This window comes from Rhizobium mulingense, assembly GCF_029194105.1.
Lineage (GTDB): Bacteria > Pseudomonadota > Alphaproteobacteria > Rhizobiales > Rhizobiaceae > Rhizobium > Rhizobium mulingense.
The window spans coordinates 200497-219884 of sequence record NZ_JARFVE010000002.1 but is presented as its reverse complement, the minus strand read 5'-3'; the positions used below and the strand labels follow the sequence as shown (position 1 = coordinate 219884).

Here is a 19388-nt window from a genome sequence, read left to right as displayed (position 1 = left end):
ACCATGCCTCGCTTGACGCCGGTGACATGGCCGACATCGTCCCAATGTGCATCCGCCCGTCTCGATCCTTCGCGTTGAAGTGAGGTGCTATCATCGTTCCCAATAGGGAACCGGCCCATACAGTTCGGTGAGATAATCGATGAACAGCCGAACCTTTGCCGGCAGAAACTGCCGGCTGGGATAGACGGCCGACAGCGCGACATTGTGCGAACCTTCATAGGCGGGCAGCACCTGCACGAGCCGGCCGGCCCTCAGTTCATCGCCGATATCCCAGGTCGAGCGCAGCGCGATCCCGAGGCCGGCAATCACCGCTTCGCGGATCACCTCGCTGGAATTGGTGATCAGCATGCCGTCCGGCCGCAGGCTGAGGGGGCCATCCGGCCCATTCAGTCGCCAGGTGTCGCCATTGTGTGCCGGCAGGCAGCGATGGTTTTTCAAATCCTCGATAGTCCGCGGCTCGCCATGCGCCGAGAGATAATCCGGCGAGGCGCAGAGCAGCCGGCGCACCGCCGCCAGCCGCCGGGCGACGAGGCTGGAATCGGTGAGTTCCGCGATACGGATCGCCAGATCGAAGCCGCCGCCGACGATGTCGCTGAATTCGTCGGTCAGCACCAGGTTGATCGCAAGGTCCGGATGGGCGTGCATGAACGCTTTCAGATGCGGCGCGATATGCATGCGGCCAAAGGAGGTCGGCGCCGAAATCTTCAGCGTCCCGTGCATCTGCGCCGAGCGGCCGGAAATGTAAAATTCGGCCTCCTCCAGTCCGGCGAGGATGCCGAGAACGCGGTCGTAGAAGCCCTGGCCGGCCTCCGTCAGTGAAATCTGCCGCGTTGTGCGCTGTAAAAGCCGCGTGCCGAGCCGGTCCTCCAGCCGCTTGATTCGTTTGGAGACGACGGCAGGGGAGAAGCCGAGCATGCGCCCGGCGAGCGACATGCTTCCCGTCGAGACGACCTTGGCAAAGATTTCGAGATCACCCAGATTGGTCATAAGCTCTTGTGACCTTTTCCCCTTTTGGCATAAGTGCTTAGCATTTGCGCCCCTATTGGGAAAGTGCTAAGCCGGGCGGCAGGGAGGATCTGGCACCCGTTCGCCGTCGTCTTCCCGTCGTCATCTTCCGGGAGGCCAGGGAGAAGGCCATGTCCGACGCCATTCCGTTTCTTGCGCCCCGAGCCGATGTCCTGGCCCGGCGCTCTCAGATCGTCGCCGATCTCACCGATCTGCTGCCCCCAGAATGCCTGGTCCACGGGGCGCGCGAACTGGTGCCCTTCGAGACCGACGCCTTCGTTTCCTATCGCCGCCTGCCGCTCGCCGTCGCCCTGCCGCGCACCACGGCCGAGGTTTCGGCCGTCATGCGTTATTGCCACCGCTATGGGGTTCCCGTCGTGCCGCGCGGCGCCGGCACCTCGCTTTCCGGGGGCGCCATTCCGCAGGAGGATGCCGTCGTGCTCGGCCTGTCGAAGATGAACCGCATCCTCGAGATCGATCTGCCGAACCGCGTCGCCGTGGTGCAGGCGGGCGTGACCAATCTCAATATTTCAGACTCCGTCGCAGCCGACGGGTTTTTCTACGCCCCTGATCCGAGCTCGCAGCTTGCCTGCACCATCGGCGGCAATATCGGCATGAATTCCGGCGGCGCCCACTGTCTGAAATACGGGGTCACCACCAACAATCTGCTCGGCGTCAGGATGGTGCTGGTCGACGGCACGGTGATCGAGCTCGGCGGCAAGGCGCTGGATGCGGCAGGTTACGACCTGCTCGGCCTCGTCTGCGGCCATGAAGGCCAGCTCGGCATCGTCACCGAGGCGACGGTGCGACTGATCGCCAAGCCGGAAGGCGCCCGCCCGGTGCTCTTCGGCTTCGAGAGCTCGGAAGCGGCCGGCGCATGCGTCGCCGATGTCATTGCCGCCGGCATCATTCCCGTTGCGATCGAATTCATGGATAGGCCGGCGATCGAGATCTGCGAGGCCTTCGCCCATGCCGGCTATCCCCTGGATGTCGGCGCGCTGCTGATCGTTGAGGTCGAGGGATCGGAGGCGGAGATGGACGCCATGCTGAAAGACGTGGTCGACATCGCTCGCTGCCACGGCGTCAGGACCGTGCGCGAAAGTCAGTCGGCCACTGAAGCGGCGTTGATCTGGAAAGGCCGCAAATCCGCTTTCGGCGCCACCGGCCGCATCGCCGATTATATCTGCATGGACGGCACCGTACCGCTCAGCCAGCTGTCGTACGTCTTGAAGAAGACTGCGGAGATCGTCGATCATTACGGCCTGCGTGTCGCCAATGTCTTCCATGCCGGCGACGGCAACATGCATCCGCTGATCCTGTTCAACGCCAATGATCCGCAGGATGCCGCCCGCGCCGAAGCCGCTGGCAACGATATCCTCAAGCTCTGCGTCGATGCCGGCGGCTGCCTCACCGGCGAGCATGGTGTCGGCATCGAAAAGCGTGACCTGATGCGGCATCAATATTCGGAGGCCGATCTCGCCCAACAGATGGCGGTGCGCGCCGCCTTCGACCCCGGCTGGCTGCTCAACCCGTCGAAGGTCTTTCCGCTCGAAGGGCGCCCCGCCGCATGATCGATCTGATGCCGACGAGCGAGGAGCAGGCGGCGGCGATCGTCCGCGCACATCGGGAGATGAACCGGCCACTCGCGATCTGCGGCGGCGATACGAGATCTGGTTTCGGCAATGCCGTCGCAGCCGAAGACCGGCTGCGATCGACCAGACTTTCCGGCATCCTCGCCTACAATCCCGGCGAGATGGTCATGACAGCCCGTTCGGGTACGCCGCTTGCCGAGGTCGAGGCGGCGCTGTCCGAAAATAGCCAGATGCTCGCCTTCGAGCCGATGGATCATCGCCCCATTATGGCCAGATCGGGCGAGCCGACTATCGGCGGCGTCTTTGCCGCCAATGTCTCTGGCCCGCGCCGCCTCATTGCGGGCGCTGCCCGCGACAGTTTGCTCGGCGTGCGCTTCGTCAACGGCAGCGGCGAGATCATCAAGGCCGGCGGTCGGGTGATGAAAAATGTCACCGGCCTTGATCTCGTCAAGCTGATCGCCGGTTCGCATGGCACGCTGGGTTTTCTGACGGAAGTCACCTTCCGCGTGCCGCCGCGCCCGAAGACGGAACGGACGGTGGTTCTATCAGGCCTCAACGATGCCGAAGCGGCCAGTGCCATGGCGGCGGCGATGGCGCTGCCGGTCGAAGTCTCGGGTGCGGCCCATCTGCCTTTGACGGTGACGTGGAAATTCCTCGCAGGCAAATTGCCGGAGGGCGAAGCGACGGTTCTGCGCATTGAAGGTTTAGCCGGATCGGTCGATGCGCGCATCGAAAAGCTCGTAGCGGCGATGTCGGCTCTTGCAACGGTTACGCGGCTGGATGAGGGGGAAAGCCGTAGGCTCTGGCGCGAAATCCGCGACGTGTTGCCCTATGCCGATGGAACCGCGCGGCCCGTCTGGCGCGTCTCGGTCGCTCCCGGCACCGGACATCAGCTGGTCGCAGCGCTGCGTCTTGAGGCCGGCGTCGACGCATTTTACGACTGGCAAGGCGGCCTCGTCTGGATGCGCATGGAGGCGGACCCGGAGGCCGAACTGGTCCGCCGCTTCATCCAGCTGCTGGGCGGCGGCCATGCCACACTGATCCGCGCCTCCGCTGCGGCGAGGGCGGCAACCGCCGCCTTTCATCCGGAGCCCGAGGCGGTGGCGATGCTGTCGCGGCGGGTGAAGGAGAAGTTCGATCCGGCGGCGATCTTCAATCCGGGGAAGATGGGGTGAGAGGTAAGATGGCTTTGCGCGCGGGTCACCCCCCTCTGTCCTGCCGGACATCTCCCCCACAAGGGGGAAGATTGGATGGGGGCAATGGCTTCCCCAAACAACTCGAACAACGCAACCCCGAGGCGGTAGCGAGGCAGCAAAGGTCCAACCTCTTGCCGATCTCCCCCCTTGTGGGGGAGATGTCCGGCAGGACAGAGGGGGGTATTTCTGGCACTCTTCCAAAGCGGAGGCCCCGCTAGATGCAAACCAACTTCACCCCCACCCAGCTTCTCGACCCCGATGTCGCCGAATCGGAAAAAATCCTGCGCAAATGTGTCCATTGCGGCTTCTGCACCGCCACCTGTCCCACCTATGTGACGCTCGGCAACGAGCTCGACAGCCCGCGCGGCCGCATCTATCTGATCAAGGACATGCTGGAAAACGGCCGGCCCGCCGATGCCGAGGTCGTGACCCATATCGACCGCTGTCTCTCCTGCCTTGCCTGCGTCACCACCTGTCCCTCGGGTGTCGACTATATGCATCTGGTCGATCACGCCCGCGCTCATATCGAAAAGACCTACAAGCGCCCGTTGATGAACCGGCTGACGCGTGGCCTCTTGGCGGCCGTGCTGCCCTATCCTGGCCGTTTCCGCCTGGCCCTCCATCTCGCCCGCCTTGGCCGCCCCTTCGCCGGCCTGATGCGCGGGGCGGCACTCAAACCCATTGCCGCAATGCTGGCGCTGGCGCCGCGGCGCCTGCCCGCCGCGTCGGACTTTGCAAGGCCCGGCAGCTACCCGCCCGAGGCGGAGCGGCGCGGCCGGGTGGCGATCCTGTCAGGCTGCGCTCAGCCGGTGCTTGATCCCGGCATCAACGTGGCGGTGATCCGGCTCCTGACGCGGCTCGGTATCGAGGTCGTGGCACCGGAAGGCGAGGTTTGCTGCGGCTCGCTGGTTCACCACATGGGGCGCACCGAACAGGCGCTTCAAAACGCCCGGGCCAATGTCGATGTCTGGACGCGGGAAATCGAGACGCAGGGGCTCGATGCGATCATCATCACCGCATCGGGCTGCGGCACGACGATCAAGGATTACGGCCACATGCTGCGTCTCGACACCGCCTATGCGGCAAAGGCGGCCAGGGTCTCGGCGCTGGCCAAGGACATTACCGAATATCTGGCGACCCTCGACCTACCAGCCCATATGCCGAGGGGCATTACGGTCGCCTATCATTCCGCCTGTTCGATGCAGCACGGCCAGCGGATCACCCTTACGCCGAAATCATTGCTGAAAGCGGCAGGCTTTACGGTGCGCGATCCGGCCGAAGGTCATCTCTGCTGCGGCTCGGCCGGCACTTACAACATCATGCAGCCGGAGATCTCGGCGACGCTGAAGGCACGCAAGGTCAGGAATATCGAAGCGACCAAGGCCGATATCATCGCCACCGGCAATATCGGCTGCATCACCCAGATCGCCACCGGCACAGCGATCCCGATCCTGCATACGGTCGAGCTTCTCGATTGGGCCTATGGCGGCGCTATGCCGGAAAAATTAACAGGTTTGCCATTAGGCTGAAGAGAATGCAGCCGGCCCATTCGGGCCGCTCTCGGGAGGTCGGGCGATGTGGCGGGGAATGATTATACTTGCGGGACTGCTCGCGGCGGCGAGCGCGGCCCATGCCGACAGCCGCTTATTCTGTTCCGCCGATGATGCGCAAGCGCGTTTTACGCTCGAAAGCGGTTTCGCAAGCGATGCCGGCCACAGGCTCAACCATTTCCGCGGCGCGCTTATTGTCAAGGATCCCGCGCAAGCGCCGGTCTTCGCAAAACGCGTGTTCGAATCGCAGCATCTGAGCAACCACTGGGCGCGCGATGGCGAGCTGCTCCTGGAAGTCTTCGACGGTGGCGGTGACGATACCGAAGGGGCAACGCTCGATCTGGTGGTGGTCGCCGGCCAGCGCGGCAAGCCGGCAGCGAATTTCAGCGGCACCTATTCCCTAACGATCGAGGGCGGCAGCAAACCTTATGCCGCCGAGGGCAAGGTCAGCTGTGGCACGAAATAGAGCAATTTCAGGAAAAGTGTGAGCGGTTTTCCGTCCAAAATTGCGCCCAAACAAAAAGTTAGAGCGGTCCTGCTTTCATGAAAAGCAGGACCGCTCTAACGCCGCAGCCGAAATTCAGTTCATTACCAGTGGAACGAGACGCCGACATTGACGGCATTGGTGAAGATGTTGGTCTTCAGGTCCACGCCGCTGTCGATCGGAACGTCGACGCGCGAATAGGTGCCCTTGTATTCGACGAAGGTCGACCAGCGGTCGGTCACCTTGAAATCGACGCCGGCCTGCGCCTGTAGCGTCACGCCGCCGAATTCATAGGCCCAAGTTTTACCCTCGGGGCGAATCACTTCGACATGCGGAATGTTCACGCCGATACCGGCGCCGACATAGGGCGTCCAGCGACGGCTCGGATCCTGGAAGCGATAAAGCCCGTTTACCGTCAGCAGGTTCAGGCCGTCGGTGAATTCGAAATGCGACCAGCCGGCCTTGGCGAGCGTGTCGTCGTCGGCATAGACCTTGTCATGGGTATAATCGAGCGAGATACCCCAGTTCGGCTTGTTGAAATTCTCAAGCCACCAGGTGACGCGGCCGCCGTAATAGGGCGGCGCGCCGAAGGATTTGCCCTCCCAGCCGGCGGTGAAATGCGTGCCGTCGGAAAGATCGACGCCGCTGTGCGGCGCGGTCTGATAACCGCCGTAAATGGAGAATTCCAGATCTTCCGCCGAGGCGGAAGCTGCCGAACAGAATGTGAAAAACGCGATGCCCGCAAGCAGGGAGGCGGAAGAACGCAGCGCATATGTCATTGAATAGCCCCGATATTGCAAATATGTCGACTCCTAGGCACGTCTGCCAGCTTTCCGCCGCAAAGTCCAAGAGAAATAAAAGGCGCCTCTAAAAAGCGCCTTCGTTTTTTGAGAGGTGTTGCTCAGCCGCCGAACATGGTGCGCAGCACGTCAATGCCCCTGTCCTCGAACGCGACCTTACCCTGCTTGTTGCCGGGGCCGATGACGATCACCTTGGTGCCGACGGGCGCGCGACCGTAAAGATGCATCACGTCTTCGTTCATCATGCGGATGCAGCCGGAAGACATGTTGAGGCCGATCGTCCAGGGCTGGTTGGTGCCGTGGATGCGGAAGATGGTGTCGCGGCCGCCCTGATAGAGATACATGGCGCGGGCGCCGAGCGGATTGTCCTCGCCGCCTTCCTGGAAAGCGGGAATGATGTGACCTTTGGCGGCTTCGCGGCGGCGCATTTCGGCCGGCGGCGTCCATGCCGGCCATTCGGCCTTGCGGCCGATCTTGACGATGCCCGACCAGCCGAAGCCGTCGCGGCCGACGCCGATGCCGTAGCGGGTGGCGCGGTTGTTGCCTTCGACGAGATAGAGATATTTGTTGTTGGTATCGATGATGACGGTGCCGGCCGCTTCCGTCGTCACCAGACGGACTTTCTTGCGCTTGAACTGCGGCTTCACATATTTCGGCATCTGCGCCACGCGCACGATCTGAGCCGGGCGCTGCGTGTTGTCGGAGCCGGCCGGCGCTGCAAAGACGGACGTGGACATCAAGGACAGAACAAGTCCGGCCGCGGCCAGACCTGGCATCAATTTGATCATGATCGATTCCCCTCAAGCAAATTTGCCCGAAGCTACATGAACTTCTGCCCGATTCAAGATCGACTTGGCCGGATAAAGCAATTTCGGCAAAGGAAGCCGCCTGTTCTTGCGGCTTCCAAGATCTTGTATGTGCCGTTACATAACGATCACGCGGGTTCCGACGCTGACGCGGTCATAGAGGTCGACGACGTCTTCGTTGCGCAGCCGGATGCAGCCGGAGGAAACGGCGCTGCCGATCGACCAGGGCGCGTTGGTGCCGTGGATGCGGTAGAGCGTCGAGCCGAGATACATGGCGCGGGCGCCGAGCGGATTTTCCGGGCCGCCATCCATGCGCGCCGGCAGATAATGGCCCTTGGCGGCCTCCCGGCTGATCATCTCGGAGGGCGGCGTCCAGTCCGGCCATTCCTGCTTGCGGGTGATCTTGTGGGCGCCGGCCCATTCGAAGCCGGGCTTGCCGACGCCGACGCCATAGCGCCGCGCCTTGCCGCCTTCCAACACCAGGTAGAGAAAGCGGTTGTTGGTATCGATGACGATCGTGCCGGGCTTTTCCTGGGTGTCGTAGTCGACCATCTGCGGCAGGAACTGCGGCTCAATCGGATGGCGGATCGCCGGAATATCAGGATTGATCATTGAGACGGTCTGCGGTGCCGGCCGCGGCGCCTGGCGGATGACGCGGCGCTGGAAAAGGCCGCGCTGCTGCGGCTGGACGACCGGCCGCTGGTAGACCACAGGGCGAACCTTGCCGCCGAGCTGGTTGATCCATGGCGCCGTCAGATCGGGGCTGAGCACGACAGGCGGGCGGGTGGCATAACGGTCGTCGGCAAGGGCGGCCATGGAGAAGGCGCCGAAGAGGGCTGCGGCAAGAACAAGCTGTTTCATCATCGGACGAACTCTCTACAAATGGCCGAAAATGGTTTGGCGGGACTGGTCCGCCCGCCAAGACGCTGCCACCTGATCCGCCAGCGAATGGTAAAGATCGATTTCTGAAAAGCCGAGCGATCGGATAAACTTTTCGTCAGGGTTACCGTTCGGTTTGGAAAGACGGTTTGCAAATGGTAAAGCCGGAATCATGACCGGAAAACGAAACGGACCCCGGCAGAATGAAGGATCATGAGCGCGACTGGCATCATCATCGGCGAGGACGGCAGGAGCCGCTGCCACTGGCACGCCAATCTGCCCGATTATCTCAAATATCATGACGAGGAATGGGGCCGCCCTGTTACCAACGACATCCGCCTCTTCGAAAAGATCTGTCTCGAAGGCTTCCAGTCCGGTCTGTCCTGGCTGACCATCCTGCGCAAGAGGGAGAATTTCCGCGCCGCCTTTGCTGGCTTCGATTTCGACAAGGTCGCTCTCTTCGGCGAAGCGGATGTCGATCGCTGCCTTGCCGATGCCGGCATCATCCGCCATCGCGGCAAGATCGTGTCAACCATCAACAATGCCAGGCGCGCCATTGCGCTGCGGGACGAATTCGGCTCGCTCGCTCGTTATTTCTGGGGTTACGAACCCGGCCATAACGAGCGGCCGGCGGTGGTCGATCGCGACCATATCGTCGCCAATCCGACGACGCCGACCTCGGTGGTCATATCGAAGGATCTGAAGAAGCGCGGCTGGACCTTTGTCGGGCCGACCACAGTTTATGCTTTCATGCAGGCGATGGGCCTCGTCAACGATCATCTGGAGGGCTGCTTTTGCCGGCCCGAGGTGGAGGCGATGCGCGCCGTCCTGGTTCGACCATGAAAGATCAGTCCGTGAAAACATCGATTGCTGCCCTTGTCCTGTTCTTCCTGCCGATCTCGGCCCTGGCGCAGACGCCGCAGCTCGATCCCGGCGAGAAACTGGAGAAGCTGCAATTCCCCGCCGTCACCATGCAACTGAAGGGCTGGACGAAATTCGGCAACAGCCATGTCTACACGCTGCCGGTGCGCGCCGGCCAGCACGTCAAGATCAGCTTTGCCACCAAGAGCAAGTTCACCTTCCTGGCGATTTTCGACCTGTCGAAGCCCGATGACGAAGCTTTCTTCGGCACTGACGAGGACGGCATGAATTTTCAGACGACGGCGAAGGAAAACACCACCTGGCTGCTGCGTCCCTATTATTCAAAGGTCTCGCCGCGCCGCGGCCTGGGCGCGCCTTTCAGCATCCTGATCGAGCCTTTGGCTGCCGCTCCGCCGCAGCCGAATCCGCCGGCCGAGCCGGAGCAGCCGTCGCTGTTTCCGAAGGCGCCGCCCAAGCCGCAATAGGGTAGGCCGGCATCGATCGGCCGGCCGCTTATGCCAGCCGGTCGATCAGCTCGCGCAATTCGCCGAGATGGCCGATCTTGCGGAAACGCGGCGCTTCCGTCGGTTCATCCACATGTTCCAATACCCAGGTGAGTTCGTGCGGCACGAAGACGCCGTAGCTGCCGGCGGCGATCGCCGGCACGATATCCGATTTCAGTGAATTGCCGACCATCATCGCCCGCTCCGGTCCGTCACCGACCTTGGCGAAGATGCGGCGATAGGTGACGGCGGTCTTGTCGGAAACGATCTCGACCGCGTCGAAGAAGTCGCCGAGGCCGGATTGGGCAAGCTTGCGCTCCTGGTCGAAAAGATCCCCCTTGGTGATCATGACGAGCAGATATTTGCCGGCAAGCGCTTCCAGCGTGTCGCGCGCATGCGGCATGGTCTCGACCGGATGGGAAAGCAGGTCGCGGCCGGTATCGAGGATCTTGGCGATGACGCTGGCCGGCACCTTGCCTTCGGTAATCTCGATCGCCGTCTCGATCATCGACAGCGTGAAGCCCTTGATGCCGAAGCCGTAGTGGCGAAGGTTGCGTTTCTCGGCTTCGAGCAGCCGTTCGGAAATCTTCGGTCCTTCGGCGAAATCGGCAAGAAGCTTGGTAAAATGCGCTTCCGTCAGTCGGTAATATTGTTCGTTCTGCCAAAGCGTATCGTCGGCATCGAAGCCGATCGTCGTCAGTGCTCGCGTCGTCACATGCGCACCTCTTGAACTATGGCCGGCAATCTATCGGCCGCCTGTGTCGAGACAAGGGCGTCTGCCTCGGGTGCGGCAATCCGTGGCGTTGAAAAGCGCCGCAGTCGCACTACATCGAATTGGCCTCACCCAGCAGCCAGCCACGGCTGTGCCTGTCGCGCGCAGGCCAATAATCAAAAGATGAAGTTCTTCAGTTCGCAAGTCCCTCTTGCGGCAGACACAAAGGATTTTTTTCGACCATGCGTTACAATCAACTCGGAAATACGGGACTTTTCGTCTCGGAAATCTGCCTGGGCACGATGACCTTCGGCGAAGCCAAGGAAGGCAGCATGTGGGGCGCCATCGCCGATGTCGACCAGAATGCCGCCGACCGTATCGTCGAGCGCTCGCTTGCATCAGGCGTCAATTTCATCGACACGGCCGACGTCTATTCATCCGGCGAATCCGAAAGGCTGCTCGGCCAGGCGCTGAAGAACCTCGACGTGCCCCGCAAGGACGTCGTCATCGCCACCAAGGTCTACGGCGTCATGGGCGACAAGCCGAACGACCGCGGCGCCTCGCGCGGCCACATCATGGATTCGGTCGAGGCAAGCCTCAAGCGGCTGCAGACGGACCACATCGATCTCTACCAGATCCATGCGACCGATATAGTGACGCCGATCGAGGAGACGCTGCGTGCCCTCGACGATCTCGTTTCCCGCGGCCTTGTCCGCTATATCGGCGTCTCCAACTGGCAGGCCTGGCGTATTTCCAAGGCGCTCGGTCTCTCCGAACGGCGTGGCTTCGCCCGCTTCGAAACGGTGCAAGCCTATTACTCCATCGCCGGCCGCGATCTCGAGCGCGACATCGTGCCAATGATGCAAGAGGAAAAGCTCGGCCTGATGGTCTGGTCGCCGCTCGCCGGCGGCTTGCTCTCCGGCAAATATGGTCCGGGTGCCGCCGGCAATGGCGAGGGTCGCCGCGCCAGTTTCGATTTCCCGCCGGTCGACAGGGACAGGGCCTGGGCCTGCGTCGCCGCTATGCGCGAGATCGCCGAAAAGCATGGCGTCAGCGTCGCCACCGTCGCGCTCGCCTATATTCTCGCCAAGCCTTTCGTCACTACTGTCATCATCGGCGCCAAGCGGGTCGATCAGCTCGACCAGAACCTTGCCGCCGTCAGGCTGAAGCTCGATGCCGACGATATGAACAGGCTCGACGAGGTGAGCGCGCTGGCCCCCGAATATCCGGGCTGGATGCTTGCACGCCAGGCCGCCGGCCGCCGCCCGGCCGATTTCGAGCCGAAGGACTGATTCGCCACTCTAAAGTTTAGGGAACGCCTGCCTGTCAGGCGTTCCCCTTTGGCAATGACTGATTACTTGCCGTGGGCCTTGAGCCAGGCGTTCATCTTCGCGATCTCGGCTTCCTGTGCCTTGATGACCGCTTCGGCAAGCTTGCGGATTTCGGGATCCTTGCCGTATTGGAGCTCGATCTTGGCCATGTCGATCGCACCCTGATGGTGCGGGATCATGCCGCGGACGAAATCGACGTCGGCATCGCCGCTATACTCGATCATCATATCCTTGTGCATCTTGTCGTTCGCCTGGCTGAACGCGTGGCTGGCCGCGTCGTGGCTGCCCATTGGCTTGCTCATATCCATGGGCTTGTCTTCGGCAAAAGCGGGGGCGGCAAAGGCGGCAAGCATTGCGGTAAGCGTGATGAGTTTCAAAGACATGAGAGTTCCTTCCTCTGTCTGACAGTAAAGTTTCCGGGCAGCCGAAGCCGCCCATTCTGCATGGAAAACGGGATGTCAGACCGGTCGGGGAGGGGGTGCCTGTGGAGCAGGCCTGTTATCATCGAGGGCGCGGGCAAGCGGCGGCGCGGGATAGCCGAAATCGGCTTTTCCGCCGGCCACGGCCATCACTGCCGGCGGGAGCAGAAGACAGGCGGCGCAAAGCGGCATATGCGCGGAGTTTCCGCTCGCGCAGGGATCTTTCGAGGGAGCGGTGGCCTTGACCGCTTCGTTCGGCATGTGCACGCCAGCCATTTCATGGTGCATGCTGCCGCTGTCGATGGCAGTCGGCGCATTCATCGACGCGCATGTCGGACAGCCCGCCCATGCGGACATGGCGCTGTAGACCAGCCAGCCGAGAAACATCGTGACGAGGGCGAGCATGCGCATGGCGTCTCATATAGGTGAATGCCGGCTGCAAGCCAAGGACTGCCGGGTCACAACCTGATCACCAGCTGGCAATGACCTTGTGTTCGATCCGGTAATCCTTGCTCTCCTCGCCGAGCGGAGCGACCGGCCATGTCCAGACCGCTTTCGCCGGCGGCGGTGCGACGCCGTGCAGCAGGTCGGCCTCCTCATGTGTTTTGCCGTTGCGGTTGATGACGGCATAGGCGACGTCGGTCACAAGGCAATACCGGCAGGAAAGTCCCCAAAGCCCAACGAGATGCGCCGCGATCAGCCTCTCGACCGTGTCTTCAGGCATTCGACCGGTCGCCTCGGCCTCACGGCGCCGCTTCACGCCGCGGCCGATCTGGGACAAGAGATTGGCGGAAACCACGAAATCGAGATAGGGCACATTACGCAGGAAGCCGAGCGGTTCGGGCTCCTGACCGGCGGCGAGATCGTCATAGCCGGAGAGATCACGCTCGATCGGCCGGACGTTGCGATAGCCCTTTGCCGCAAGCCACAGCCGCACCGAGGCGAGATGAACGAGATCGATGAGCACGACCGTGTCGAAATCGCGCGCCAGTTCCTCGATCGGCACATCCCGCAACGGGCCGGAGCCGAGCACGACGGCGGTCCGCTTCTGCCTGAGGCCGGCCACCGCTGCACGGATTGCGTTGCGGCTCTTCTCCTCGTGGTCGGCCCAATCCCCGGCGCAACGTCCGGCCCGCGACCAGAGATCGACGGAATGGCGGATGAATTTTCTATAGGTCTTGCCGGTCAGCGGCAACGTCGCGGCATAGAGGAGCGCCTCGGTGATCATGAGTAATCCGTAATCTGAACAAAGCTTCATCGTTCAATCGATTCTGCCATTGCCATCAAGGCCCTTCGCCCTTGCCGCTCCCCGCCCAATCCGCTAGGACACCGCCACTGTCACAGTCAGCGGAATTCCCGGAAATGAACGACAAGCAGAAGAAACCGCAAAAGCTCAAGGCCCGCCTGCCGCGCGGCTTCGTCGACCGTTCGGCCGTCGATATCCGCGCCGTCAACGAGATGACGGCAAAGATCCGGGAAGTCTATGAGCACTACGGTTTCGACCCAGTGGAAACGCCGCTGTTCGAATATACCGATGCGCTCGGCAAGTTCCTGCCCGACAGCGACCGGCCGAACGAGGGCGTCTTCTCGCTGCAGGATGACGACGAGCAGTGGATGTCGCTGCGTTACGACCTGACGGCGCCGCTTGCCCGCCATGTCGCCGAGAATTTCAACGAGATCCAGCTTCCCTACCGCACCTATCGCGCCGGTTACGTCTTCCGCAACGAGAAGCCGGGCCCCGGCCGTTTCCGTCAGTTCATGCAGTTCGATGCCGACACGGTCGGGGCGCCCGGCTTCCAGGCCGATGCCGAAATGTGCATGATGATGGCCGATACGCTCGAAGCGCTCGGTATCAAGCGCGGCGACTACGTTATCCGCGTCAACAACCGCAAGGTCCTCGACGGCGTGCTTGAGGCGATCGGCCTCGGCGGCGACGACAAGGCCGGCCAGCGGCTCAACGTGCTGCGCGCCATCGACAAGCTCGACAAGTTCGGCCCGGGAGGCGTCTCGCTGCTGCTGGGTCCCGGCCGCAAGGATGAATCCGGCGACTTCACCAAGGGCGCCGGCCTCGACCAGGGGCAAATCGACAAGGTGCTGTTCTTCGTCGGCATCAAGGATTACGCCGAAAGCGCCGGCCGCCTCGCCGAACTCGTCGCGGGGACGTCGAAAGGCGCCGAAGGCGTCGAGGAGCTGAATTTCATCGGTGCGCTCGTCACGAGCGCTGGCTACGGCTCCGACCGCATCAAGATCGATCCGTCGGTCGTGCGCGGCCTCGAATATTATACCGGTCCGGTCTATGAGGCCGAGCTTCTTTTCGACGTCACCAACGACAAGGGCGAGAAGGTCGTCTTCGGTTCGGTCGGCGGCGGCGGCCGTTATGATGGCCTGGTCTCGCGCTTCATGGGCCAGCCGGTGCCGGCGACGGGCTTTTCGATTGGCGTTTCCAGGTTGATGACGGCCCTGAAGAACCTCGGCAAGCTCGGCGCCAGCGAAGTGATCGAGCCGGTGCTGGTGACCGTCATGGACGGCGATGTCGAGGCGATGGGCCGCTATCAGAAGATGACGCAGGAACTGCGTGCCGCTGGCATCCGTGCCGAGATGTTCCAGGGCAACTGGAAGAAATTCGGCAACCAGCTGAAATATGCCGATCGCCGCGGCTGCCCCGTCGCCATCATCCAGGGCGGCGACGAACGCGCAACCGGCGTCGTGCAGATCAAGGATCTGATCGAGGGCAAACGGCTGTCCGGCGAGATCGAGGACAATGCCAGCTGGCGCGAAGCCCGCGTGGCGCAGGAGACGGTGCCGGAAGCCGACTTGGTTGCCAAGGTGAGGGAGATCCTTGCGGCGCAGGCGGAAGATCGGAAGAGGGCTGCCCTCGGCCTCGAAGTTCGCTATGATCCCACCCAAGCCGGTGACACTGATGACGACGTTTGAGAAGGATCTCCCCTTCTCCCCTCGGGGAGAAGGTGGCCAGAAGGGTCGGATGAGGGGGCGACATAGTAGAAGCTGTCCTTCGCTCGCCGCTCAGGACATTTGTCGTTTACACTCCTCATCCCCCTCATCTGCCCTGTCGGGCATCTTCTCCCCGCTGGGGAGAAGAGGGAAGTCTCTATCATGCCCCTGATCAACCTCCCCGAATTTGCCGCCGAGCTGCTTGCCGAATTTACCGCCCGCAAGGCCGAGCGCATCGATACGCCCGTCATTCAGCCGGCCGAGCCCTTCCTCGATATTGCCGGCGAGGATCTGCGCCGGCGTATCTTCATGACCGAGAGCGAGACCGGCGCCAGCCTTTGCCTGCGCCCCGAATTCACCATTCCCGTCTGTCTGCGCCACATTGAGACGGCGACCGGCACGCCGAAGCGTTACGCCTATCTCGGCGAGGTCTTCCGCCAGCGCCGCGACGGCGCCAATGAATTCTATCAGGCCGGCATCGAGGATCTTGGCGATATCAACATACCGGGCGCTGACGCCCGCGCCATCGGCGATGCCACCGGCATTCTTGCCCGCCTGCTGCCGGGCCGGCGCCTGTCGGTGACATTGGGCGACCAAGCGGTGTTCGAGGCGGTCGTTCAGGCGCTCGGCCTGCCGCTCGGCTGGCAGAAGCGGTTGATCCACGCCTTCGGCAATATGACGCAGCTCGAAGCGCTGCTGGCCGGTCTCGTCAGCCCGCAATTCGTCACCGGACTTGACGACGACATCGCCAGGCTTATCGCTGCCGGCGACGAGCCGGCGCTGGTCGCCCATATCGAGCACGAGATGCAGGCGACCGGCTATTCGACCAATGCCAGCCGCTCGCCGCTGGAGATCGCCCGGCGGCTCAAGGAAAAGCTCATCCTGTCCGAGACGCGTCTCGACGATGCGGCCTTCCATGTGCTGGAAGAGTTCCTGTCGCTGCACGTGCCGCTCGTCAATGCGTCCGCAGCGCTTGCCGGCTTTGCCGACGCTGCCGGGCTGAAGCTCGGCAACGCGCTGTCACGCTTCAACGGCCGCGTTGCCGCCCTTGCCGATGCCGGCGTCGATCTGTCCTGCCTGGATTATCGCGCCGCCTTCGGACGGCCGCTCGATTATTACACCGGCCTCGTCTTCGAGGTGACGGTGGAGGGATCGAGCGCGGTTCTGGCCGGCGGCGGCCGCTTCGATAAGCTCCTGACCTTCCTTGGCGCAACCGACCGCATACCGGCGGTCGGCTTCTCCTTCTGGCTCGACCGCATCGAAACCGAAAGGGTAGCCGCATGACCATCACCATCGCGCTTCCCTCCAAGGGCCGGATGAAGGACGAGGCTTCGGCGATCTTCGAACGGGCCGGCATGACGATTACGGCGGTCGGCAACGACCGCTCCTATCGCGGCCGCATCGAAGGCTGGGACGATGTTGAGGTCGCCTTCCTCTCGGCGTCGGAAATCTCCCGTGAACTCGGCAACGGCACCATCGATTTCGGCGTCACCGGCGAGGATCTGATGCGGGAAGGTTTTGCCGAGGTCGACAAGCGTGTCGAATTCTGCGCCCGTCTCGGCTTCGGCCATGCCGATGTCGTCGTCGCGGTGCCCGAGATCTGGCTCGATGTCGACACCATGGCCGATCTCGGCGATGTCGCCGCCGATTTCCGCGCCCGCCACGGCCGGCGCTTGGCCATCGCCACCAAGTACTGGCGCCTGACCCAGCAGTTCTTTTCGAGCCAGCACGGCATCCAGCTTTATCGCATCGTCGAGAGCCTCGGCGCCACCGAGGGCGCGCCGGCCTCCGGCTCGGCCGATATCATCGTCGATATCACCTCCACCGGCTCGACGCTGCGCGCCAACCATCTGAAGGTGCTTCAGGACGGCGTCATCCTCCATTCACAGGCCTGCCTTGTGCGCGCCCGCAAGGAAAGCCATGCCGACGAACCCGTCGTGCAGGCGATTATCGAAGCGGTGCGCGCCGCTCTCTGATTGCAATGGTCAAGACACAAGAAAACCCGCCGTCAATTCAATGACGGCGGGTTCTGCATGTCTGGGAGGATATCTGCTGGATCAGGCAGCCGCATAGGCGCCGCGGCGGGCGTCAATCGAATAGGCACCGGCACCGACGGTCGCGAGCAATATGTACGCGCCAGCAAGCGTGATGTTCTTCATGACCATGATCTGGTTGAGAATGTTCACGAGTTCCGCGCCACTTGCGTAGGGCAGATGGAAGGCAATGGCCGTGAAGACACAGAAGCCCGCGAGTAGCCAGCCGGCAATGCGGACCTGGAAGCCTGTGAGAACCGCAAGGCCGGCGAGCAGTTCGAAAAGGCCTGCGAGATAGGCCAACAGGGTTGCTGCCGGCAGGCCGGCACCGGCGATCATGCCCGCAGTACCGGCAGGATCGGTTAGCTTCATGAAGCCGGAAAGAACGAACATGAAAGACAGAAGAATGCGGGCAATCAGGATAATGGCGTTCGACATGGATGTTGTCTCCGTTGAATGGCTCTCAAGATCTTGGTGCCCCCGGGCACGCTGTGGATCTCTGATACCCCTATCTGGCCGATTTCCTTCGTTATGCAAAGATAGACGGGAGGGGACACTTCGTTCAATAATATGAAACGATGTCTCGCTTGCGTTTCCAAAGCCTCGTCTCCTATGGTCGGCGCCCAACATGGAGAATCCGATGGCAGATCTTTCCGCTTTTCCGATCACGAGGCGATGGCCGGCTAGAAATTCCGACATCATCCAGCTCTATTCCCTGCAGACGCCGAACGGGGTGAAGGTGTCGGTCGCCCTCGAAGAACTCGGCCTCGCCTATGAGCCGCATTACATTTCCTTCGACGCCAACGAGCAGAAATCACCCGAATTCGAATCCCTCAATCCGAACGGCCGAATTCCGGCGATCATCGATCCGAACGGGCCGGATGGCAAACCGATCGGGCTGTTCGAATCCGGCGCAATCCTGCTTTATCTCGCGGAAAAGACCGGGAGGCTCATTCCTGAGAATGCCGCCGGTCGCTATGAATGCATTCAGTGGGTGTTTTTTCAGATGGCCGGCATCGGCCCGATGTTCGGTCAGTTCGGCCATTTCTACAAATCCGCCGCCGACAAGGTTGCCAACAATTCCTATCCGGTCGAGCGCTATCGCGACGAATCCAAACGGCTGCTCGGTGTGCTCGAAGGCCGGCTGAAGGGTCGGCAGTGGATCATGGGCGATCTGTATACGGTTGCCGACATCACCACCTTCACCTGGGTTCGCGGCGCCGATATCTTCTATGGTGGCCGCGAGGTCCTCGACTATGCGAGTTTCCCCGCCGTTTCCGATTGGCTGGAGCGCTGCATCGCCCGGCCGGCAAGCGAAAGGGGCCTGAACATCCCGGTCAAGCCGGAGTAGCAGGCGATCGGCTGGAAACACGAAAGGCCGCCCCTGCGAGCGGCCTTTTCTGTTCGCGGTGCCGGTTTATCGCCGACCTGTGATCTGCCTAGCACCTTCGAGCTTGAAGCGGGGAAAGATGAAGACACCGGTCATGCAGCCGCTGTATTTCTCCTCGAGCCCGTTCGACTCGCCCATGCAGAACAGCGGCTGGCGCAAGCCGTTCGGCATGATGATCGTCGTTGAAAAGCAGAAAGAGGAGCAGTGCGTCGCCGCCTGCTCGAACAGTTCCAGCACGCGGGCGCGATCCTTGGTATCGTAGCAGCGGATCAGATTCAGCAGCCCGCATTCCTCGGCGGAGAGGCCGTGCAGCATCGCGCTCCATTTGCCGAGACGGATCAGGCCGCTCGAAAAATCTCCGGTCCAGCTTTCGGAAACCGACAACTGCGCCAGCATCTGGTGATTTTGATGGTTGTCGTTCAGCGAGCCGGTCATCAAGGGCACAGCTGCATTGGCTTTGGCGATCTTAAACAAGGGGTTCCCCAGTTCGGATGCGGCTCCTCCGCCGCACGCTCGGCAAACACAAGAAACAGGATCATGTAGCAGCGGGCATTATGTCCGCGCGGGCATTCGCCGTTCATCGCCACAGAATCGGGCCCCCGAAATGGAGCCTTCGCCGAACGCTGTGGCGTCGCTTTTCGCACTCCGGCCTCGTTTGAGGCGAAAATATCGCCGGGGCGCACGTCAATTGCTGCGGCGGATTTATAGGAGCTTTTAAACAAACGGCAACGCCTTTTTCAGGGGCGGTTGGGCCGTTGTCTTCTCTGAGGCTCCCGTGCTGTCTCGGCCGTTTTGCCAAAAATCGGAAAAATCGCTTCTTTTGGCGGTTTGAAACGTTTTTGATCCGCAGTGTACGACAGATGACGCCATCTGCC

The 19388-nt window shown here is 62.1% G+C and carries 21 protein-coding genes; 11 read left to right on the top strand and 10 right to left on the bottom strand.

Translation table 11 applies throughout. From position 1 onward, the window contains the following. Positions 1-90: 90 nt before the first annotated feature. Positions 91-987 (bottom strand): LysR family transcriptional regulator, encoded by an 897-nt coding sequence (locus PYR71_RS01225; protein WP_275617936.1) that lies wholly within the window; start codon positions 985-987, stop codon positions 91-93. A 149-nt stretch (positions 988-1136) separates the two neighbouring features. On the opposite strand from PYR71_RS01225, the gene PYR71_RS01220 reads away from it, so the two are divergent. The 4 genes from PYR71_RS01220 (at position 1137) to PYR71_RS01205 (ending at position 5809) form a co-directional block, all read left to right on the top strand. Continuing rightward, positions 1137-2576 carry an FAD-linked oxidase C-terminal domain-containing protein gene (locus PYR71_RS01220; protein WP_275617935.1) on the top strand — a complete coding sequence of 480 codons (1440 nt, stop codon included), beginning with the start codon at positions 1137-1139 and terminating at the stop codon, positions 2574-2576. Then, positions 2573-3772 carry an FAD-binding protein gene (locus PYR71_RS01215; protein ID WP_275617934.1) on the top strand — a complete coding sequence of 400 codons (1200 nt, stop codon included), beginning with the start codon at positions 2573-2575 and terminating at the stop codon, positions 3770-3772. Before PYR71_RS01220 ends, PYR71_RS01215 begins: the two co-directional genes overlap by 4 nt. A 239-nt stretch (positions 3773-4011) precedes the next feature. Continuing rightward, positions 4012-5322: a glycolate oxidase subunit GlcF gene (gene glcF, locus PYR71_RS01210; RefSeq protein ID WP_275617933.1), complete on the top strand. Its 1311-nt coding sequence runs from the start codon at positions 4012-4014 to the stop codon at positions 5320-5322. Between the two features lie 46 nt (positions 5323-5368). Next, entirely contained in the window at positions 5369-5809 is a 441-nt protein-coding gene (locus PYR71_RS01205; protein WP_275617932.1) for a hypothetical protein, read from the top strand. Positions 5810-5931: 122 nt separating this feature from the next. Here the strand turns inward: PYR71_RS01205 and PYR71_RS01200 are convergent, their stop codons facing one another. The 3 genes from PYR71_RS01200 to PYR71_RS01190 all read right to left on the bottom strand — a co-directional run bounded on the left by PYR71_RS01200 (position 5932) and on the right by PYR71_RS01190 (position 8297). Beyond that, positions 5932-6606 carry an outer membrane protein gene (locus PYR71_RS01200; RefSeq protein WP_183918636.1) on the bottom strand — a complete coding sequence of 225 codons (675 nt, stop codon included), beginning with the start codon at positions 6604-6606 and terminating at the stop codon, positions 5932-5934. Between the two features lie 122 nt (positions 6607-6728). Continuing rightward, entirely contained in the window at positions 6729-7415 is a 687-nt protein-coding gene (locus PYR71_RS01195; RefSeq protein ID WP_275617931.1) for a L,D-transpeptidase, read from the bottom strand. 135 nt (positions 7416-7550) lie between these two features. Beyond that, the gene (locus PYR71_RS01190) at positions 7551-8297 is read right to left on the bottom strand and encodes a L,D-transpeptidase (RefSeq protein WP_183918637.1); all 747 of its coding nucleotides are present in this window, start codon (positions 8295-8297) and stop codon (positions 7551-7553) included. 228 nt (positions 8298-8525) lie between these two features. Between PYR71_RS01190 and PYR71_RS01185 the strand changes: the two genes are divergently transcribed. Next, positions 8526-9155 (top strand): DNA-3-methyladenine glycosylase I, encoded by a 630-nt coding sequence (locus PYR71_RS01185; protein ID WP_275617930.1) that lies wholly within the window; start codon positions 8526-8528, stop codon positions 9153-9155. Continuing rightward, positions 9152-9658, top strand: coding sequence for a hypothetical protein (locus PYR71_RS01180; protein WP_275617929.1), 507 nt, complete (start codon positions 9152-9154; stop codon positions 9656-9658). Before PYR71_RS01185 ends, PYR71_RS01180 begins: the two co-directional genes overlap by 4 nt. 28 nt (positions 9659-9686) lie before the next feature. Here the strand turns inward: PYR71_RS01180 and PYR71_RS01175 are convergent, their stop codons facing one another. Beyond that, positions 9687-10391 (bottom strand): HAD family hydrolase, encoded by a 705-nt coding sequence (locus PYR71_RS01175; RefSeq protein WP_183918640.1) that lies wholly within the window; start codon positions 10389-10391, stop codon positions 9687-9689. A gap of 239 nt (positions 10392-10630) precedes the next feature. Between PYR71_RS01175 and PYR71_RS01170 the strand changes: the two genes are divergently transcribed. Next, complete coding sequence (locus PYR71_RS01170) at positions 10631-11680, top strand: aldo/keto reductase (protein WP_275617928.1); 1050 nt, start codon at positions 10631-10633, stop codon at positions 11678-11680. 62 nt (positions 11681-11742) lie between these two features. Here PYR71_RS01170 and copM read toward each other — a convergent pair whose 3' ends face one another. From copM to PYR71_RS01155, 3 genes are all read right to left on the bottom strand, one after another. Beyond that, positions 11743-12102 carry a CopM family metallochaperone gene (copM, locus tag PYR71_RS01165; RefSeq protein ID WP_275617927.1) on the bottom strand — a complete coding sequence of 120 codons (360 nt, stop codon included), beginning with the start codon at positions 12100-12102 and terminating at the stop codon, positions 11743-11745. A 75-nt stretch (positions 12103-12177) separates the two neighbouring features. Continuing rightward, positions 12178-12549 (bottom strand): hypothetical protein, encoded by a 372-nt coding sequence (locus PYR71_RS01160; RefSeq protein ID WP_275617926.1) that lies wholly within the window; start codon positions 12547-12549, stop codon positions 12178-12180. A gap of 58 nt (positions 12550-12607) precedes the next feature. Then, positions 12608-13366 (bottom strand): hypothetical protein, encoded by a 759-nt coding sequence (locus PYR71_RS01155; RefSeq protein ID WP_275617925.1) that lies wholly within the window; start codon positions 13364-13366, stop codon positions 12608-12610. Positions 13367-13500: 134 nt separating this feature from the next. Between PYR71_RS01155 and hisS the strand changes: the two genes are divergently transcribed. The 3 genes from hisS (at position 13501) to hisG (ending at position 17066) form a co-directional block, all read left to right on the top strand. After that, the gene (gene hisS / locus PYR71_RS01150) at positions 13501-15072 is read left to right on the top strand and encodes a histidine--tRNA ligase (protein WP_275617924.1); all 1572 of its coding nucleotides are present in this window, start codon (positions 13501-13503) and stop codon (positions 15070-15072) included. A 180-nt stretch (positions 15073-15252) separates the two neighbouring features. Continuing rightward, positions 15253-16374 carry an ATP phosphoribosyltransferase regulatory subunit gene (locus tag PYR71_RS01145; RefSeq protein ID WP_275617923.1) on the top strand — a complete coding sequence of 374 codons (1122 nt, stop codon included), beginning with the start codon at positions 15253-15255 and terminating at the stop codon, positions 16372-16374. Then, positions 16371-17066 carry an ATP phosphoribosyltransferase gene (hisG, locus tag PYR71_RS01140; RefSeq protein WP_275617922.1) on the top strand — a complete coding sequence of 232 codons (696 nt, stop codon included), beginning with the start codon at positions 16371-16373 and terminating at the stop codon, positions 17064-17066. The genes PYR71_RS01145 and hisG overlap by 4 nt, the downstream gene beginning before the upstream one ends. Before the next feature lie 81 nt (positions 17067-17147). Here the strand turns inward: hisG and PYR71_RS01135 are convergent, their stop codons facing one another. Then, positions 17148-17561: a DoxX family protein gene (locus tag PYR71_RS01135; RefSeq protein WP_275617921.1), complete on the bottom strand. Its 414-nt coding sequence runs from the start codon at positions 17559-17561 to the stop codon at positions 17148-17150. A gap of 202 nt (positions 17562-17763) precedes the next feature. Here PYR71_RS01135 and PYR71_RS01130 point away from each other — a divergent pair, with 202 nt between their 5' ends. Then, the gene (locus tag PYR71_RS01130) at positions 17764-18474 is read left to right on the top strand and encodes a glutathione binding-like protein (RefSeq protein ID WP_275617920.1); all 711 of its coding nucleotides are present in this window, start codon (positions 17764-17766) and stop codon (positions 18472-18474) included. A gap of 66 nt (positions 18475-18540) precedes the next feature. Here PYR71_RS01130 and PYR71_RS01125 read toward each other — a convergent pair whose 3' ends face one another. After that, positions 18541-18987 carry a hypothetical protein gene (locus PYR71_RS01125; protein WP_183918650.1) on the bottom strand — a complete coding sequence of 149 codons (447 nt, stop codon included), beginning with the start codon at positions 18985-18987 and terminating at the stop codon, positions 18541-18543. Between the last annotated feature and the right edge of the window lie 401 nt (positions 18988-19388).

Coding starts and splice junctions, on each gene's coding strand:
- PYR71_RS01185 (WP_275617930.1), top strand. CDS start 8,526: ATGAGCGCGACTGGCATCATCATCGGCGAGGACGGCAGGAGCCGCTGC.
- PYR71_RS01215 (WP_275617934.1), top strand. CDS start 2,573: ATGATCGATCTGATGCCGACGAGCGAGGAGCAGGCGGCGGCGATCGTC.
- PYR71_RS01180 (WP_275617929.1), top strand. CDS start 9,152: ATGAAAGATCAGTCCGTGAAAACATCGATTGCTGCCCTTGTCCTGTTC.
- PYR71_RS01145 (WP_275617923.1), top strand. CDS start 15,253: ATGCCCCTGATCAACCTCCCCGAATTTGCCGCCGAGCTGCTTGCCGAA.
- PYR71_RS01205 (WP_275617932.1), top strand. CDS start 5,369: ATGTGGCGGGGAATGATTATACTTGCGGGACTGCTCGCGGCGGCGAGC.
- PYR71_RS01160 (WP_275617926.1), bottom strand. CDS start 12,549: ATGCGCATGCTCGCCCTCGTCACGATGTTTCTCGGCTGGCTGGTCTAC.
- hisG (WP_275617922.1), top strand. CDS start 16,371: ATGACCATCACCATCGCGCTTCCCTCCAAGGGCCGGATGAAGGACGAG.
- copM (WP_275617927.1), bottom strand. CDS start 12,102: ATGTCTTTGAAACTCATCACGCTTACCGCAATGCTTGCCGCCTTTGCC.
- PYR71_RS01170 (WP_275617928.1), top strand. CDS start 10,631: ATGCGTTACAATCAACTCGGAAATACGGGACTTTTCGTCTCGGAAATC.
- PYR71_RS01225 (WP_275617936.1), bottom strand. CDS start 987: ATGACCAATCTGGGTGATCTCGAAATCTTTGCCAAGGTCGTCTCGACG.
- PYR71_RS01195 (WP_275617931.1), bottom strand. CDS start 7,415: ATGATCAAATTGATGCCAGGTCTGGCCGCGGCCGGACTTGTTCTGTCC.
- PYR71_RS01220 (WP_275617935.1), top strand. CDS start 1,137: ATGTCCGACGCCATTCCGTTTCTTGCGCCCCGAGCCGATGTCCTGGCC.
- PYR71_RS01130 (WP_275617920.1), top strand. CDS start 17,764: ATGGCAGATCTTTCCGCTTTTCCGATCACGAGGCGATGGCCGGCTAGA.
- glcF (WP_275617933.1), top strand. CDS start 4,012: ATGCAAACCAACTTCACCCCCACCCAGCTTCTCGACCCCGATGTCGCC.
- PYR71_RS01135 (WP_275617921.1), bottom strand. CDS start 17,561: ATGTCGAACGCCATTATCCTGATTGCCCGCATTCTTCTGTCTTTCATG.
- PYR71_RS01190 (WP_183918637.1), bottom strand. CDS start 8,297: ATGATGAAACAGCTTGTTCTTGCCGCAGCCCTCTTCGGCGCCTTCTCC.
- PYR71_RS01155 (WP_275617925.1), bottom strand. CDS start 13,366: ATGATCACCGAGGCGCTCCTCTATGCCGCGACGTTGCCGCTGACCGGC.
- hisS (WP_275617924.1), top strand. CDS start 13,501: ATGAACGACAAGCAGAAGAAACCGCAAAAGCTCAAGGCCCGCCTGCCG.
- PYR71_RS01200 (WP_183918636.1), bottom strand. CDS start 6,606: ATGACATATGCGCTGCGTTCTTCCGCCTCCCTGCTTGCGGGCATCGCG.